This window comes from Bacillus sp. 103mf (genome assembly GCF_900116295.1).
GTDB classification, from domain to species: domain Bacteria; phylum Bacillota; class Bacilli; order Bacillales; family Bacillaceae_G; genus Bacillus_A; species Bacillus_A bruguierae.
Genome location: NZ_FPAF01000003.1, coordinates 99,510 through 113,623 on the forward strand (window position 1 = coordinate 99,510; position 14,114 = coordinate 113,623).

19 protein-coding genes, 2 other RNA genes and 2 riboswitches are annotated in these 14,114 nt (G+C 35.2%); of the genes, 14 read left to right on the forward strand and 7 right to left on the reverse strand.

All coding sequences use genetic code 11. The features are described from left to right. Nucleotides 1-255 carry a DUF3931 domain-containing protein gene (locus BM350_RS10055; RefSeq protein ID WP_020059547.1) on the reverse strand — a complete coding sequence of 85 codons (255 nt, stop codon included), beginning with the start codon at nucleotides 253-255 and terminating at the stop codon, nucleotides 1-3. Between the two features lie 70 nt (nucleotides 256-325). On the opposite strand from BM350_RS10055, the gene BM350_RS10060 reads away from it, so the two are divergent. The 5 genes from BM350_RS10060 (at nucleotide 326) to ssrS (BM350_RS10080) (ending at nucleotide 2,413) form a co-directional block, all read left to right on the forward strand. Next, the gene (locus BM350_RS10060) at nucleotides 326-784 is read left to right on the forward strand and encodes a GNAT family N-acetyltransferase (RefSeq protein ID WP_090912380.1); all 459 of its coding nucleotides are present in this window, start codon (nucleotides 326-328) and stop codon (nucleotides 782-784) included. Between the two features lie 15 nt (nucleotides 785-799). Further along, nucleotides 800-1,072: a YpbS family protein gene (locus BM350_RS10065; protein ID WP_090912378.1), complete on the forward strand. Its 273-nt coding sequence runs from the start codon at nucleotides 800-802 to the stop codon at nucleotides 1,070-1,072. A gap of 2 nt (nucleotides 1,073-1,074) precedes the next feature. Beyond that, the gene (locus BM350_RS10070) at nucleotides 1,075-1,908 is read left to right on the forward strand and encodes a sulfurtransferase (RefSeq protein WP_090912376.1); all 834 of its coding nucleotides are present in this window, start codon (nucleotides 1,075-1,077) and stop codon (nucleotides 1,906-1,908) included. A 114-nt stretch (nucleotides 1,909-2,022) separates the two neighbouring features. After that, nucleotides 2,023-2,207, forward strand: a non-coding RNA gene (gene ssrS, locus BM350_RS10075) — 6S RNA. A 21-nt stretch (nucleotides 2,208-2,228) separates the two neighbouring features. Beyond that, nucleotides 2,229-2,413, forward strand: a non-coding RNA gene (gene ssrS, locus BM350_RS10080) — 6S RNA. Nucleotides 2,414-2,743: 330 nt separating this feature from the next. On the opposite strand, the gene BM350_RS10085 is transcribed toward ssrS (BM350_RS10080), so the two are convergent. Further along, nucleotides 2,744-3,193: a hypothetical protein gene (locus tag BM350_RS10085; RefSeq protein WP_090912374.1), complete on the reverse strand. Its 450-nt coding sequence runs from the start codon at nucleotides 3,191-3,193 to the stop codon at nucleotides 2,744-2,746. Between the two features lie 82 nt (nucleotides 3,194-3,275). Here BM350_RS10085 and BM350_RS10090 point away from each other — a divergent pair, with 82 nt between their 5' ends. From BM350_RS10090 to BM350_RS10100, 3 genes are read left to right on the forward strand one after another with little or no spacing between them, the layout of a single operon-like run. Further along, on the forward strand, nucleotides 3,276-3,587 hold the full coding sequence (locus tag BM350_RS10090; RefSeq protein WP_090912372.1) for a hypothetical protein: 312 nt from the start codon (nucleotides 3,276-3,278) through the stop codon (nucleotides 3,585-3,587). A 3-nt stretch (nucleotides 3,588-3,590) separates the two neighbouring features. Next, nucleotides 3,591-4,823: a glutathionylspermidine synthase family protein gene (locus tag BM350_RS10095; RefSeq protein ID WP_090912370.1), complete on the forward strand. Its 1,233-nt coding sequence runs from the start codon at nucleotides 3,591-3,593 to the stop codon at nucleotides 4,821-4,823. Continuing rightward, nucleotides 4,820-5,206 (forward strand): DUF350 domain-containing protein, encoded by a 387-nt coding sequence (locus BM350_RS10100; RefSeq protein ID WP_090912368.1) that lies wholly within the window; start codon nucleotides 4,820-4,822, stop codon nucleotides 5,204-5,206. The genes BM350_RS10095 and BM350_RS10100 overlap by 4 nt, the downstream gene beginning before the upstream one ends. 28 nt (nucleotides 5,207-5,234) lie before the next feature. On the opposite strand, the gene BM350_RS27245 is transcribed toward BM350_RS10100, so the two are convergent. Next, nucleotides 5,235-5,435: a hypothetical protein gene (locus BM350_RS27245; protein ID WP_211482627.1), complete on the reverse strand. Its 201-nt coding sequence runs from the start codon at nucleotides 5,433-5,435 to the stop codon at nucleotides 5,235-5,237. Nucleotides 5,436-5,682: 247 nt separating this feature from the next. Beyond that, a riboswitch (M-box (ykoK) riboswitch) is annotated at nucleotides 5,683-5,848 on the forward strand. 315 nt (nucleotides 5,849-6,163) lie between these two features. Here BM350_RS27245 and BM350_RS10110 point away from each other — a divergent pair. From BM350_RS10110 to BM350_RS10120, 3 genes are all read left to right on the forward strand, one after another. Further along, on the forward strand, nucleotides 6,164-6,886 hold the full coding sequence (locus BM350_RS10110; RefSeq protein WP_090912366.1) for a P-type ATPase actuator domain-containing protein: 723 nt from the start codon (nucleotides 6,164-6,166) through the stop codon (nucleotides 6,884-6,886). A gap of 117 nt (nucleotides 6,887-7,003) precedes the next feature. Beyond that, nucleotides 7,004-7,870 carry a 5'-3' exonuclease gene (locus BM350_RS10115; protein ID WP_090912364.1) on the forward strand — a complete coding sequence of 289 codons (867 nt, stop codon included), beginning with the start codon at nucleotides 7,004-7,006 and terminating at the stop codon, nucleotides 7,868-7,870. Between the two features lie 806 nt (nucleotides 7,871-8,676). Continuing rightward, nucleotides 8,677-8,817 (forward strand): FbpB family small basic protein, encoded by a 141-nt coding sequence (locus tag BM350_RS10120; protein ID WP_090912362.1) that lies wholly within the window; start codon nucleotides 8,677-8,679, stop codon nucleotides 8,815-8,817. 60 nt (nucleotides 8,818-8,877) lie between these two features. On the opposite strand, the gene BM350_RS10125 is transcribed toward BM350_RS10120, so the two are convergent. From BM350_RS10125 to BM350_RS10140, 4 genes are all read right to left on the reverse strand, one after another. Continuing rightward, nucleotides 8,878-9,252: a hypothetical protein gene (locus tag BM350_RS10125; protein WP_090912360.1), complete on the reverse strand. Its 375-nt coding sequence runs from the start codon at nucleotides 9,250-9,252 to the stop codon at nucleotides 8,878-8,880. A gap of 275 nt (nucleotides 9,253-9,527) precedes the next feature. After that, complete coding sequence (locus BM350_RS10130) at nucleotides 9,528-10,433, reverse strand: DMT family transporter (RefSeq protein ID WP_139207582.1); 906 nt, start codon at nucleotides 10,431-10,433, stop codon at nucleotides 9,528-9,530. 4 nt (nucleotides 10,434-10,437) lie between these two features. Further along, the gene (locus BM350_RS10135; protein WP_090912358.1) at nucleotides 10,438-10,833 is read right to left on the reverse strand and encodes a reverse transcriptase-like protein; all 396 of its coding nucleotides are present in this window, start codon (nucleotides 10,831-10,833) and stop codon (nucleotides 10,438-10,440) included. 15 nt (nucleotides 10,834-10,848) lie between these two features. Then, on the reverse strand, nucleotides 10,849-11,721 hold the full coding sequence (locus tag BM350_RS10140; RefSeq protein WP_090912356.1) for an aldose 1-epimerase family protein: 873 nt from the start codon (nucleotides 11,719-11,721) through the stop codon (nucleotides 10,849-10,851). Between the two features lie 168 nt (nucleotides 11,722-11,889). Then, nucleotides 11,890-11,934, forward strand: a riboswitch (PreQ1 riboswitch). Between the two features lie 6 nt (nucleotides 11,935-11,940). Here BM350_RS10140 and BM350_RS10145 point away from each other — a divergent pair. From BM350_RS10145 to BM350_RS10155, 3 genes are all read left to right on the forward strand, one after another. Further along, nucleotides 11,941-12,426 (forward strand): QueT transporter family protein, encoded by a 486-nt coding sequence (locus BM350_RS10145; RefSeq protein ID WP_090912354.1) that lies wholly within the window; start codon nucleotides 11,941-11,943, stop codon nucleotides 12,424-12,426. A gap of 349 nt (nucleotides 12,427-12,775) precedes the next feature. Continuing rightward, complete coding sequence (locus tag BM350_RS10150) at nucleotides 12,776-13,435, forward strand: ribonuclease H family protein (RefSeq protein WP_090912352.1); 660 nt, start codon at nucleotides 12,776-12,778, stop codon at nucleotides 13,433-13,435. 13 nt (nucleotides 13,436-13,448) lie between these two features. Beyond that, nucleotides 13,449-13,625 carry a zinc-finger domain-containing protein gene (locus BM350_RS10155; RefSeq protein WP_090912350.1) on the forward strand — a complete coding sequence of 59 codons (177 nt, stop codon included), beginning with the start codon at nucleotides 13,449-13,451 and terminating at the stop codon, nucleotides 13,623-13,625. The last annotated feature ends 489 nt before the right edge of the window (nucleotides 13,626-14,114 follow it).

Here is a 14,114-nt window from a genome sequence, read left to right on the forward strand (position 1 = left end):
TTAAGAGAAAAAAATACGTTCAATACGTTTTTGTAGTACAGTATCTAATGATTTTACAAATCCAGCAAATTCATCTGAGGAAACCATATGAGTTAAGACGAGACGTCTTCCATCTGGCGTTTCGCCGCATAAGACGAAGGAAGTGAACTCATATGGTTTTCCTTCTATCACTAATTTGGGGTAGGAGTACGTACCGTTTTTCTTTTTCTTCTCATCAATGGAGATTATATTGCACTTCTTTTCATTGTTGTCCATAGTAATGACCTCCTTTGTATTACTTATGGAAGACAAGTATGGTTTAGAACAAGGAGGGGAGAGAATTTTCATGGGAGAATTAGTAATTGAATATGTTTCACCAAATGAAGCACCGCTTTCGTTATTATTACTTGCCGATCCAAGTGAACGACAATTGAAATCGTATCTCCATAGGGGCATCATTTATATCGCAAAGCGTCTTGAACGTGTGATTGGTGTATATGTATTGTTGGAAACGCGCCCCAATACAATGGAAATCATGAATATTGCTGTTTCTGAAAAAGAACAGGGAAAAGGCATCGGAAAGCAGTTGCTACAGCATGCGATTATAACGGCAAAAGAACAAAACATGCACACGCTTGAAATTGGAACAGGCAATTCTAGTGTTTCGCAGCTTGCTTTATATCAAAAATGTGGATTTCGCATTTTTTCTATTGATTTTGATTACTTTTCAAAGCATTATGAAGAAGAGATTATGGAAAATGGCATTGTATGTCGTGATATGATTCGGCTTACGATGGACTTATAGTAGGAGGAAGAGAACATGGAAGTACATGAAGCAATTACAGCACATTCTCGCAAACAAAATGAAGTGGTGAAAGCATTTCTACAGTTAGACGCACAGCGTGAAGCGGCGATTGAAGCGGCTGTATCACTTGCGTTAAATGGGAAATCTTTCTCTGTTGATGTAATTAATATGGTAACAAAACAAATTAATGAACTTGCAAAAAACGGCATTGCACAGCAGCGCAAGATTGTAACAGAAGAAATGGTAATGGAATACGTAGGGCGTTTAAAAGAGAAAGAAGGTCGTTAAGTATGATCGTTACAGTCGAATGGTTACATGAACATATACAAGATGAGCATGTTAGAATTATTGATTGCCGTTTTGACTTAGCAAATCCAAATTGGGGAAGAGAACAATATAATGAAGCACATATTCCAGGGGCGCTCTATTTTGATTTAAATACAGATTTATCAAGTCCAGTTACAAAGCATGGGGGGCGTCATCCGCTTCCAAGTATAGAAGAGTTTGTACAAAAACTTTCACAAGCTGGGATTGATGAACATACGACAGTTGTGGCATATGATAGCCAAGGAGGAGCAATGGCTTCTCGTCTATGGTGGCTCTTAACATATCTTGGGCATAATAAAGCATATGTGTTAAATGGTGGTTTCCCAGCATGGAAGGAACAAAATTTGGAAGTAGTGAATGAGATGTCGGTCTTCGCACTGAAGACATTCGTTCCATCAGTGCAACATGATACTGTCGTAACAATGGAAGAGCTGCAAGCTAAAATTAGCAAACATGCTGATATAACACTGATTGATTCGCGAGAACCAAAGCGTTATGCAGGATTAGAAGAATTAGTTGATAAAGCAGCTGGTCACATTCCAAATGCGCAAAATTATTTTTGGAAAGATGGTGTAACAGAGTCTGGTGCTTTTAAGGAGCAGAAGGAACAAGAAGAGCGATTTATCCATCTTGATAAAAAGAAAGAAACGATTGTTTATTGCGGATCTGGTGTAACGGCGTGTCCAAACGTATTAACATTAAAAATGACTGGTTTTACAAATGTAAAATTATATGTAGGCAGCTGGAGTGATTGGATTTCTTATCCTGAAAATATAATTATGAAAGAAAAACAGTAGCCTATTGCACGTCAAAAAAATTTGTATTACAATAGGGACACAAACAAGAAATACTTAAAAACAATATATTTTACACGTTGCGAACAATGTGATAAGATAACGATAAATAAATAAAACATCCTGCGGTGTGCGTAACTTATTTATGTCTAAAACCGATGATAGTAATACGGAAGTTCGATATTTAGAGGCCAACATCATGCCTTTCTTTGAGAAGGAAGATGAAAGGCAACTGTGAGAACATCCACCTGCGAGTAGCGGGTTTTTGGACATTTACGAGGGACGGCACGTGCGGGGTTCTGTTTATACTTACGATTAATAATAACTGCCTACGATGTACGTAGCTTGTGTATGTCTTAAACCAATGATAGTAATACGGAAGTTCAATATTAAAATGTAGCCATCAAGCCATCTTTTTAAGAAGGAAGATGAAAGCATTTTTGAGAACATCCACCTGCGAGAGCGGGTTTATGGACATCTAGAAGAGAACGGCATATGTGGGTCTATATAAAAAACCTTACGTTTTATACGTAAGGTTTTTATTTTATTGAGAAAACATTTTTATTTTTTGTCAGCCTACTAGGAATGATTTGAGTTTTATCCCGCATTAACGGGCAGTAAGACCCCCACTGATGGAAGTTTCACTTTATTATGTGGAAAATATAAGTCGCTGCTATGCAGAATACAACATGATCGCTACTTGCTTTCTCCTTTTGTTTTAAAACATTGCACGTGGCATAAAAAGGCCCTGACCGTTTCTATGCGCGGCCAGATGCTCTCGCCCCCCTAAAAAGAAAGGAGGTTCTTAACTTGTATTATAACATAGGATTTTAAAATGTTACCTGCATTCACCTGTAAATTCTCCATAATAAACATAGCACTTTCGATCTTCATCAATTTCTCTCGAGTCTAAGGTGAATTCCATCAATATTCCGTCCCTTTGAACGTACAAAATATCTGAATGAAGGTACGTTAAGATTTCTTCATGGTTCCATACATCTTTACTTTCTATCAAAATCGAATTTATTCCTTGTAGTTCTCTAATCTCAAAACCTATATGGGAATATGTTTTTTCTGAGGAATCATCGAAGAACTTTTCTCTTTCGACATACAATACCGCCGTTCCGTCAGAATCCATCGCGGTCGCTGTTACGACATACGTATCTCCTTCTTTAACGAAATACTCACAAGTCATCCTTGCGACGGTTTCAGTGATAGAAATATCCGCATAGTTCCATAAGGCAGGATATTGTTTGACTTCATCATTGAGTCGATATTCTAACCGCAATAGTAATCCCCCTTCCTTTTTCTTCTATTTTATCATGAATTCTATTATAATAAAAATATAATCTATAAAGGAGTGTAGGAAGGTGACAAAAACGAAATGGTTAGTAACAGGTGTTCTTACTTCTTTGATGGCCAGTACTTTATCTGGCTGTACAAAAGATCTCCCTCCAAAACCAAATGATAAGAGCTGTTCTGATTGGGATTGGGATGATGAACTTGGGGTGTGGCGGTGTGATGATAAGCATTCAAGTTATCATGGGCATTATTATTACAGTAGTAGCTATTATCAAGATAAATCAACTTTCAAAAATTCACCTGAATTTAAGTCCTATCAAGCTTCGTCTGATTTTAAAGGGGGAATTGGAAGCGGTTCAAATGGCGGATCCGGAGGTTAAATCATGTCGTTTTACATAAAGGAACGAAGTCAATTTTATTCAAGGTTCCCTCACTTTTGGTCTGACTTATATGGGAGTGAGTATAGCCTTTTTCATGTTTTTGAAATAACAGAACAAACTATTAGGCATTTGCAATTAGCAACAGAACGAATGGGAAAAGTATTCTTTAAGACTGCTAGTCTTCTTCGGACTTTGCCGGATGATCAGCTTCTTGAACTTGGTTTTCCATCTTCAAGTCTACCTTTTATTAGAATGAAATCTCTGTTTCCTGAATCTGTTATTTCACGGTTTGATTTTGCTGTGACAGATGGTGGTATCAAAATGCTTGAGTTTAATAGTGATACCCCAACTTTTATTGTGGAATGCTTTCAAATGAATGGAAAAGTATGCAAAGAATTAAATTATCATGATCCAAACGAGAATCAGGAACGTCTTCTTTCTTCTGGTATCACAAAAGCGGTAATGGAAGCTGCTAAAGGAATAGAAATGCCAAACGTTGTCTTCACAGCCCATCATGAACATATAGAAGATTGGAACACGACTAGGTATTTGAGTCAGCTATGTCAGGTTAAAAACAAAATGATGTCAATGTCAGAACTCAGAATTACTGAAGATGCTTTGGTTGACAGAGACGGTGTGCCAATTGATATTTTGTATCGTCAAACATATCCAATTGAAGATTTAGTTGAGGACCGGGATCCTAAAACTGGAGATTTTGTAGGGATTGAGTTGCTGCAGCTTGTAAACAAAGGAAAGCTCTTTATTATAAATCCTATTTCATCCTTTCTACTTCAGCCGAAATCGATACAATGCTTGATTTGGGGATTAGCTGAGATAGGCGCTTTTTATACAAATGAGGAACGACAATGGATTAAGGAATATATGTTGCCTACTTACTTAGAACCAGATCTATTTTTAGGAAAAAGTTCTTTTGTTCAAAAACCTTCGTTCGGTAGAGAAGGTGATACGGTTACAATTCGTGACAAAGACACGAGTATTATGATTCAAAATTCATATCAAACGTATAAAAAAGAACTTCCTGTGTTTCAAAAATACATAAAGCTTCCAGTTGTTTCTCTTGAGACTGAAAAAGGGAACGAGGAGCTGTCGTATGTGTTTGGATCGTTTTTAATTGCTGGGAAACCAAGTAGTATTGGTATACGTGCCGGTGAAAAAATTACGGGGAATGAATCTTATTATTTACCTGTAGGGATTAAAAAGGAGGATTATAAATAATGAATTTTTTACTTTATTTAGCAGTTTCACTCGGTCTTTTATGTATTGGTTTGTTTCTTATGGAAGTGACAACAAAAGTAAAGGAATTTTCGTTGATGGCGAAAGGGAATCGAGCAGCAAGCTACTCACTTGGAGGAAGACTTCTCGGTCTTGCTATCGTCTTGTATTCTACTGCTGCTCATTCTGTTTCACTAATAGATATGGCTTTATGGGGAGCGATTGGAGTTTTAGCGCAAATCGTTGTGTTTTATTTAGCTGAATTGTGCACACCGCGTTTTAACATTAATCAAAGCATTGAAGAAGATAACCAAGCCGTCGGACTTTTCCTTATGTTTTTATCAATTTCCATCGGAATTGTGATTGCTGGATGTTTAACATATTAAAAAACCTCACGTTTTATACGTAAGGTTTTTATTTTTTATTCGTTAATCCTTCTGATACATAATCAATAAGTTTGTCTATTACTTTAGGAAATAGTTCTTCGCCGATTTCATCTTTATGTAATCGTAGCATCATAAGAGCTTGTATTACCCCTGTGATTACTTGTGAATCATCTTTAGGTAATACTCCTCGTTCAATGAGAGCGTTGATGACTAGTGTACCTCTCTCCATATTATATTGAGAGAACTCCATCATTTCATTTGGCAATTTTCTCATCAGACGTTCGTGTTCATCATTTTGAAAAACATGTTGTAGAAAAGGATTGTCTTCAACAAATTGAAAGGATGTGTGGAAGAAGGAAGAGAGTAGTTCTTTTGAAGATAGCTTTTCTAGGAAATACTTGTTGTAATGAGGAAAAGTTTGAAATCAAGGTGTTGACATCTATTTTAAATAGGAGTAACATTTTCTATGTAATAAAATATGTCTCTGTTAGGTGAGGCTCCTGTATAGAGAGATGCTACTGCCCAAAAATGTCGAGAGACGCCAATGGGTCAACAAGAATGATCGAATTAAGGTCTTTTTTAATGTAGCTGGTTAAGAACCTATGCTATACAGTGCTAAAGCTCGGCGAGGGAGAGGTGCAATTGTTTTTAATACACACTACATGATACGTAGTTGTATTAAACTTTGCTTATTTATGTATGTTCAGACCTTTACTCGCTCACGGGAAAGGTCTTTTTTATTAGGGTGTATGTTGTACAAAGATACATAGCTAAAAATAATCATATGAGGAGGTGAGGAACAATGTCAGCTTCGGACTCGGTTCCGTTACCCAGGTATTTCGAAAATAGAATGTGTGATGTAGGTAGGAAACGACTTGTTCCTCCCTCTATATCTGTAAATAGATAAATTGAGAAACAATGAGTTTCTTCCTGCATGTGTGAAGGAGGAGACGGACGGTGTTATATGTAAACAAGCGAGAGGGAATTATAAATAATATAACTCATAAAAAAACGATAAAAGTACAAGAGATTTTACAGAAGAATAATGAAATGCTGATGGAAGTTGCTATTCGAGATGTAAAATCTGTGTACGCTTATTTTAAAACAACAAGAAATGGTCTTTCTGTTAAAGAGGCAAAAAGACGTATTGTACAATATGGGAAAAATGAACGATATGTGAATAAAAAAGTTATGTTGACTCATATTATGATGAAGTTAATGGAAAAAGTAAATTTGTTCGAAAAGGAAGCAAATCAGACGAACGCAACAATATCAAAAACAGTTACTGTTTTAAGAGTAGTAAATGATAAAGTAAATGGGATAGATACAGATTCTGAAATGATGAATATTCCAATAGAAGAATTGGTCCCAGGAGATGTGATTTGTCTTTCTGCAGGTGATACTGTACCAGCTGACGCTCGGATTATTTACGCAAAAGATGTATTAGTTGATGAATCTCTTTTAACGGGAAAAGAGATGCTTGTAGAAAAGTATGAAAGTTGTTATCACATTGAAAAAAAACGATTTATGCCGCTAAAACGCATAAAAGATTATAATCCACTTTGTCTTGAAAATTTATGCTATCAAGGTACTCACATTATTAGCGGAACAGCAAAAGCAGTTGTTGTTTCCACTGGAAATAATACGTATGTGGAATTATTACATCAATGTTGTAAGTAATTTTTATGGATGCTAAATAAAGCAAATCATTGTATAATAACAATTACAATCATTATTTGATTATATAACCTTGCGTCATGACGTGAGGTTTTTATTTTTGGCATTAGGAGAGGAATTATGAAAAAAGTATTATTAGTAGATGGTATGGCATTGTTATTTCGTGCCTTTTATGCAACAAGTGTGTACGGACAATTTATGAAAAAACAAGATGGGATTCCAACAAACGGGATTCATGGTTATATGAAGCATTTATTAACAGCAGCTAGTACAGTTGAACCGACTCATATTGTAACGTGCTGGGACATGGGGAGTACAACGTTTCGAACAGAAACATTTTCAAACTATAAGGCGAATCGCGGAGCACCGCCAGAAGAATTAATTCCACAATTTGATTTAGTGCAAGAAATGACTGCACATTTATCTATCCCAGTTATTGGTATGAAAGGATATGAAGCTGATGACTGTATTGGGACATTAGCAAAAATGTATCAACATGAAGCGGAAGTGTTTATTTTAACAGGTGATACAGATTTATTACAGCTAGTTGATACAAAAATTACAGTCATGCTTCTTCGAAAAGGAATTGGAAATTATGAATTTTACACGCCTGAAAAAATTATGGAAGAAAAGGGCGTAGAGCCATGGCAAATTGTTCACGCAAAGGCATTTATGGGTGATTCAAGTGACAACTATCCAGGTGTTAAAGGCATTGGTGAAAAGACAGCATATAAGCTTATTCAAGAGCACGGAACAGTTACAGGTGTTTTGGAAAACATTACATCATTAACAAAAGCACAGCGTACAAAGATTGAGAGTGACTTAGATAATTTACACATGTCACTACAACTCGCACAAATTCATTGTGAAGTACCAATTTCTTGTCGATTAGAAGAAGCTTTTCACACAATTGATAAGGAAAAAATACAATTCGTTTGTGAGCAAATGAACTGGGGTAGACCGGAAATGTTCATAAACATGTTATAGAAAGTGTTTTTTTTTAAAAACTTATATTGAACGAACTATAGATAACGCCCAATCAAATTAAGAATTTGATTGGGCGTTATTATTTATATAAAAAGACATAAAAAAAACTTTCTTTTTGGAGAGAGGCGAGAGCATCTGGCCATGTGTAGAAACGGTCAGGGCTTTTTTCTGCCACATGCGAGGTTTAAAACAAAGGGAGAAAGCAAGTGGCGGGCATGATTTGTTCTGCATAGCAGCAACGTACATATTGAAAAAATAAAAAGGATCCATATATATAAGTTAAGAAAACGACATAAAAACCCCTTTCTTTTTAGGGAGGGACGAGAGCATCTGGTCTTACATAAGCGGTCAGGGCCTTTTCCTGCCACATGCGAGGTAAAGCAAAGGGAGAAAGCAAGTGGCGGTCATGTTGTATTCTGCATAGCAGCGACTTAGATGTCGAAAAAATAAAAAGGATTTATATAGATATGGTTTCTACAATATCTAGCTTCTTTAGAATGATAGTAATAGTAGTACATAAGCTGCTAGCAAAGTTACGTTTCAATAGTAAAATGATATACATACTAACTCATGTAAAAATATACGTAGTTTTCATTTGAATTTCAAATGGATTTCACATGAATCTTTTATTATTACACAATAAAGATAATTATTTATCTTTTATATAAATAAAATTTTGTATCCCGTATTAACGGGCAGTAATCCCCGCTGCAAGGTTTAAAGAGAAATGAAGAAGAGAGGCAGGGGATGAAAAAAACTCTCACTTAGGGAAGTTTCACTTGTAATAATTAAGGAGGAAGATTGATATGCGAAAAAAAATAAGAAAATCCTTTAAACAGTTATTAATAGAAAATAAACAATTATTATTGAATGATAAAGAAAACATAAGAGAAATTGAAGAAAAAATTGAAAAAAGACATATATCATATAGAGCAACGAGTAATTGAGTAAAGAGCGGCAAAAAAATAAAGTGGAACTTCTATTCGTGAAAGAAGTTCCACTTTATTTTAATCGTTCGAATCTATAGACGTTTCTTTAACAAATGATACGTCTACTTTAAAGACCTCATGGTGTGTATGTTTCCCTTTTTCTACTACTTTGTACTCCTTATCATCGTTTAACCATTTTACATACATTTCATACTGCCAACCACCGTCTGTATCTGTTCTAGTATACTCGTCTAAGTTTGGAATATAAACTTTCAATTTTTCCTCTATAAAGTCTAATAACTCTTCCATAGTAGAAACAGAATATCCCATACAGACAAACATTTCTACCCAACCTTCACCACTATACAGTCTGTTATACTCTGCTTCTTCACCGTTAATATCTTTTATCTTTTCGTGTATTGTCATATAATAAGCATTTGTATATTTTTTCATTTGTTTCTACTTCTCCTATATTAGAAAGGCTAGATTAATTAAAGTCTAACCTTATTAATTCTTAGTATATCATCTAGAACTTTACCTTTACGCCATAATCTGTTTACAATCTCGTTCCCTTGTCTATCTTTTCTACTTTCTGTTACTACGATGTAGTAACACTTAATTCTGCTCTCATTCTATTTATTTTATCGCTTTGCTAGAGTGATAAAAAGAAGAGGAAATTACCGATAAAAAAGCGCGATAGCTTTTTTGCGGAAGTTACAATCATAAGTTCACGCAGCCTGCGCTTCTTTTTTTCGTTTATTTGGTAGTTCTACAAAGATCATTCCTAAGAAAATGCAAATACACCCAATGATAGCTGATAGCGATAATTGCTCATTTGCAACAAGAACACCTGTTATTGCTGCGAAGACGGGTTCCATTGCAAAAATAATAGCGACGCGGGTAGGAGATGTATATTTTTGCGCGGTTGTTTGAATAAAAAATGCAAGGGAAGTGGCAAAAAGTGATGTTAGTAAGAGTGCAAATAAAAATGAGCGATTTGTCCATAATGACATCGAAAATAATTTCTCCCAATCTTCAAACAGAAAAGCGCAAATAGAAGAGAAGAGTCCAACCGCTAATATTTGTGTTGTACTTAATAATAACGGAGATACCTTTTTGGAAAAGAAGCCATTTACAAGGATATGAGCAGCAAATGCTACAGCACAACCTAAAATAAGAAGGTCTCCCATATTGAATTGAAAAGCGTCTCCAGCTGTTAATAAAAAGAGTCCAATTGTAGCAGCTGTAATTCCGAGTACGATAAATAGATTTGCTTTTTGTTTTAAAAAGATAAACGATAAAATGGGTACCATGACAATGCTGAGCCCTGTTAAAAATCCGGCTTTAGAAGAGGTTGTATATAATAAACCAAACGTTTGTAGTAAATACCCGACAAATAAAAAGAATCCTACAATCATACCAGCACCGCTACTAAAGCCTACGTGTTTAATGGGTATTTTTTTCATAGAAATGAGCTGAATGATGAATAAAATCATTCCGGCTAATAAAAAACGTACACCATTAAAAGAAAATGGCCCGACAAATGACATGGCATTTTGAACGACAACAAATGTAGCTCCCCAAATGAAAGCAACAAACAATAAAGCGAGAGGCGCAATCCACTCTTTTTTCAATACACTACCTCCGTTCATTTTTTTGTATAGCTTTTCGTGCCAATTCATCGGCTGCTTTATTTTGGCTGCTTGGAATCCACTTTATAAAAAAGAGATCAAATTGCTGAATCATTTCCAGGGCTTCATCTAAAAGTGGTGCATATAATGGATTTTTTACATATTGTTTTTCAATCGCTCGTTCTACAAGCTGTGAATCTGTTCGAAACGATACAATTTTATAATTATGTTCGGTGCAATATTTTAATGCAGTAAGTAATGCATGATACTCTGCTTCATGGTTGCTCATAATCCCAAGTGGAACAGTGAGCTCTACAGGTGGTTGAATCCCTTTAATAAAAACCCCAGCGCCGGAAGGGCCAGGGTTTCCTTTTGATGCACCATCGATGTACACTTCAATCAAACTGAAACCCTCCAATTAACCGATTGTAATACTATAGCAGCATGTAAATGTTTCATTCGCTTTTAACATTTGAATTCCTTTTTTCTCTTTAAAGTCTTTTGCAGGCTCTAATTCATCGGCGATGCCATACCAAGGTTCAATACATAAGAACGGTGCATCATTTCCTGGTGTCCATACACCGACAAATGGGAATCCTTCAAATGAAACTTTGACAAACTTATTATGATTGTGAGAACGGATGGTAATTTCATTTTTGTTCATATCCTCAAATATAAGTGCATCGTTTTTAAATAAATCGTATGTAAGTGGAAGCTTTGTTGCTTCTTCGGCTATTACGAGTTTATTTTTAGAAAGAAACGGTCCTTCTAGTACACTTGCTTCTAAGCGCTCTGGAGTACTGAAAGATAAGTAGTAGTCTGTGAAAGATTCATTTGGTAATAACGGACAATTAAAACCAGGGTGTCCTCCAATTGAAAAATACATTTCTTCCGAGTTAGAATTGATTACTTCGTATGTTACATATACAGATGTTTCATTTAGTTCATAAGAAACAAGTAATTCAAATGCAAACGGATAGTTTTGTAAAGTTTTTTCATTACTTGTTACTGCGTATGTAATTTTTGATTCACTTTGTTTTTTTATCGTAAATGTTAAATCACGAGCAAAGCCATGTTGTGTTAACGAATATGATTTACCATTAACATAATATGTATTGTCTACTAATCTCCCGACGATTGGAAATAAAATAGGAGCGCGTCGTCCCCAATACTTTGCATCTCCTTGCCACACATATTCTGTATGATCTTCTTTTAAGCGAACACTTTGTAGTTCTGCACCTTTTTCAGAAATGGACACGATCATTTTTTCGTTTTGAATCGTTGCTGTCATGAACAAACCTCCTAAATCTTTCATGTTTTTATTATACGTTTTATAAAAAGAAAAGAATAGTGTATGACTATCCTTTTGTAATTTGTTCATTTCATACATATAGCAAAGTTTTTTCTATATTGACTTGGATTCGAATCATAATTATAATGTAGTTTTGTTTATTATAATATTTACGTGGTTCGTAACCATCCCACGAAAAAAAACTAAGGAGAGCGTATAATGAAGATTAAGACACTTGTTGGGAATGGTATTTTAGCGGCACTATATATTGCTGTTACTATGCTTATTCAACCTTTTGGTTTTACGAATATTCAATTCCGTATTTCAGAAATGTTCAATCACCTTATTGTGTTCAATAAAAAATATATTTACGGAATTGTGTTAGGCGTATTTTTAGCAAACCTCTTTTTCTCACCAATGATTGCATATGATCTTGTATTTGGAGTAGGACAATCTATTATTGCCTTGCTTTGTACGATTGTTTCTATGCGTTTTATAAAAGGAATATGGGCGCGTATGATTTTTAATACAGTGGTCTTTACATTTACAATGTTCATAATTGCGATTGAACTACATCTTGCATTTGACTTACCATTTTTGTTTACATGGTTAACATGTGCGATTGGTGAGTTTGTTGTAATGGCAATCGGGGGACCTGTTATGTATTTTATTAACAAACGAGTACAGTTTGAAAAATTTGTGTAAGATTCATCAGAGAGTTGTTCACTTTATCGTGGCAACTCTTATTTATTTTTTCGTGTTATCTTGTTGATGGATATAAATCCATTTTAATTTTTCATCTGCTATGCAGAATAAAACATTTTTTCTTTTGATTTCACGATTACATGTGGCAGGAAAAAGATTTGACCGCTTCTATACGCGGCCAGATGCTCTCGTCTGCCTAAAAAAGAGGGATCTAAAGAGATAAATTCATATCGGAGATCGTTATGGATTTCGAATAGAATACTGTCCTGATAGACAAAATAGGATAAAATGAAAGTGTAATATTTCGTATGAACGTGTATGGGTTTTGTATATAAAAGGGGGGAGCAAAATGAAATATAAAATTACTTGGTTATATCGAACAAAAGATGGCTTAGAGACTAGTCTGGAAACAGATTTTCTTCGTTTAGAAGAGGCAATGCAGTTCGCCACGGATTTTGAAAAAACAGGGAGAACGAAGGAATTGTTATTTCAGGATGAAATGGGAATAGAATGGACGTTAAAAGAAGTTAAGAAACTAAGTAAACAAGTTGAAGAAGAACCGCAAGATCTTACGCTGTATTTTGATGGAGGATATGATATTGAGACGAAAGAAGCGGGCGCAGGGGTAAGTATTTATTATAAGAAACAGGGGAAATTGTATCGAATTCGCCGCAACGCTTACATAGAAGGAATTGATGATAATAATGAAGCGGAATATGCAGCGTTATTATATGGAATGAATATACTGGAAGAGCTAGGTGTTAAGTATGAATCGGTTATACTGCGCGGTGATTCTCAAGTGGTTCTTCAACAATTGGCGGGTGAATGGCCATGTTACGAGGAGCATTTGATTCATTACCTAGACCAGATTGAACAAAAAGCAAAAGAGATGAAAATAAAACTAGTATGTGAACCGGTTTCTAGGAAACAAAATAAAGAAGCTCATCAATTAGCAACACAAGCACTGGAAAGAACGAACATTGATAGTCATAAAGAAATAACAGAATAGGAGTGTAGAAGGAGTGAATCGTAAGCAACTGATTACCGAGGTGAATGATTTATTAGAAACATATTGCGATGGTTGCTTTTTGCAGAAGCATTTTCGAAAGGAACATAGTAAATATTATGCTCACTCCTTTTGCATTCGGCAATGTACGATAGGAGAAAAGCTACAAGAGTATGGAAAACAATTACAATAGCCTCCTTGCTCAGGTGAAAGTTTTTTATTTCATTTCTGAACTGGCTACGCTAAAGATATAATAGGTGTACAGGTAAATAACTGAAACACATGGCTGGACAGATAAGTGAATTGCTTCTATTTGTATGATTATGCAAGGACAACCTTTATATAACGTCTTATCTGATGGAACACAGACATATAAGGTTTGGACAAAAAGCCCAATCGAAAATCCCTTACCACCATCGGATAAGGGATATTTTTCAGTTGATTGCACAACGGATATAAGTTCTCTGTCGGATGAATATGTAGCCAATATGCTGTTAAAAGTCAGCGATAGACCTACAAGCAATTTTATACAAGAAGATTATCTATCCTTGAAAGACCATTGCTAACGGAAAGGGGCGACTTTTTATCAAGAAAAGATAGACTGACGATAAGTGTTGTATTCTGGAAAAAATTTTTAAAAAAATTCAAAGAGTCATAAGTAATACTTATCAAATATTATAAT

Bases quoted from the DNA above. Each gene is read 5' to 3' on its own strand.
- BM350_RS10145 (WP_090912354.1), top strand. From the start codon at position 11,941: ATGAAGATTAAGACACTTGTTGGGAATGGTATTTTAGCGGCACTATAT.
- BM350_RS10060 (WP_090912380.1), top strand. From the start codon at position 326: ATGGGAGAATTAGTAATTGAATATGTTTCACCAAATGAAGCACCGCTT.
- BM350_RS10150 (WP_090912352.1), top strand. From the start codon at position 12,776: ATGAAATATAAAATTACTTGGTTATATCGAACAAAAGATGGCTTAGAG.
- BM350_RS10055 (WP_020059547.1), bottom strand. From the start codon at position 255: ATGGACAACAATGAAAAGAAGTGCAATATAATCTCCATTGATGAGAAG.
- BM350_RS10115 (WP_090912364.1), top strand. From the start codon at position 7,004: ATGAAAAAAGTATTATTAGTAGATGGTATGGCATTGTTATTTCGTGCC.
- BM350_RS10140 (WP_090912356.1), bottom strand. From the start codon at position 11,721: ATGACAGCAACGATTCAAAACGAAAAAATGATCGTGTCCATTTCTGAA.
- BM350_RS10125 (WP_090912360.1), bottom strand. From the start codon at position 9,252: ATGAAAAAATATACAAATGCTTATTATATGACAATACACGAAAAGATA.
- BM350_RS10095 (WP_090912370.1), top strand. From the start codon at position 3,591: ATGTCGTTTTACATAAAGGAACGAAGTCAATTTTATTCAAGGTTCCCT.
- BM350_RS10120 (WP_090912362.1), top strand. From the start codon at position 8,677: ATGCGAAAAAAAATAAGAAAATCCTTTAAACAGTTATTAATAGAAAAT.
- BM350_RS10065 (WP_090912378.1), top strand. From the start codon at position 800: ATGGAAGTACATGAAGCAATTACAGCACATTCTCGCAAACAAAATGAA.
- BM350_RS27245 (WP_211482627.1), bottom strand. From the start codon at position 5,435: ATGGAGAGAGGTACACTAGTCATCAACGCTCTCATTGAACGAGGAGTA.
- BM350_RS10070 (WP_090912376.1), top strand. From the start codon at position 1,075: ATGATCGTTACAGTCGAATGGTTACATGAACATATACAAGATGAGCAT.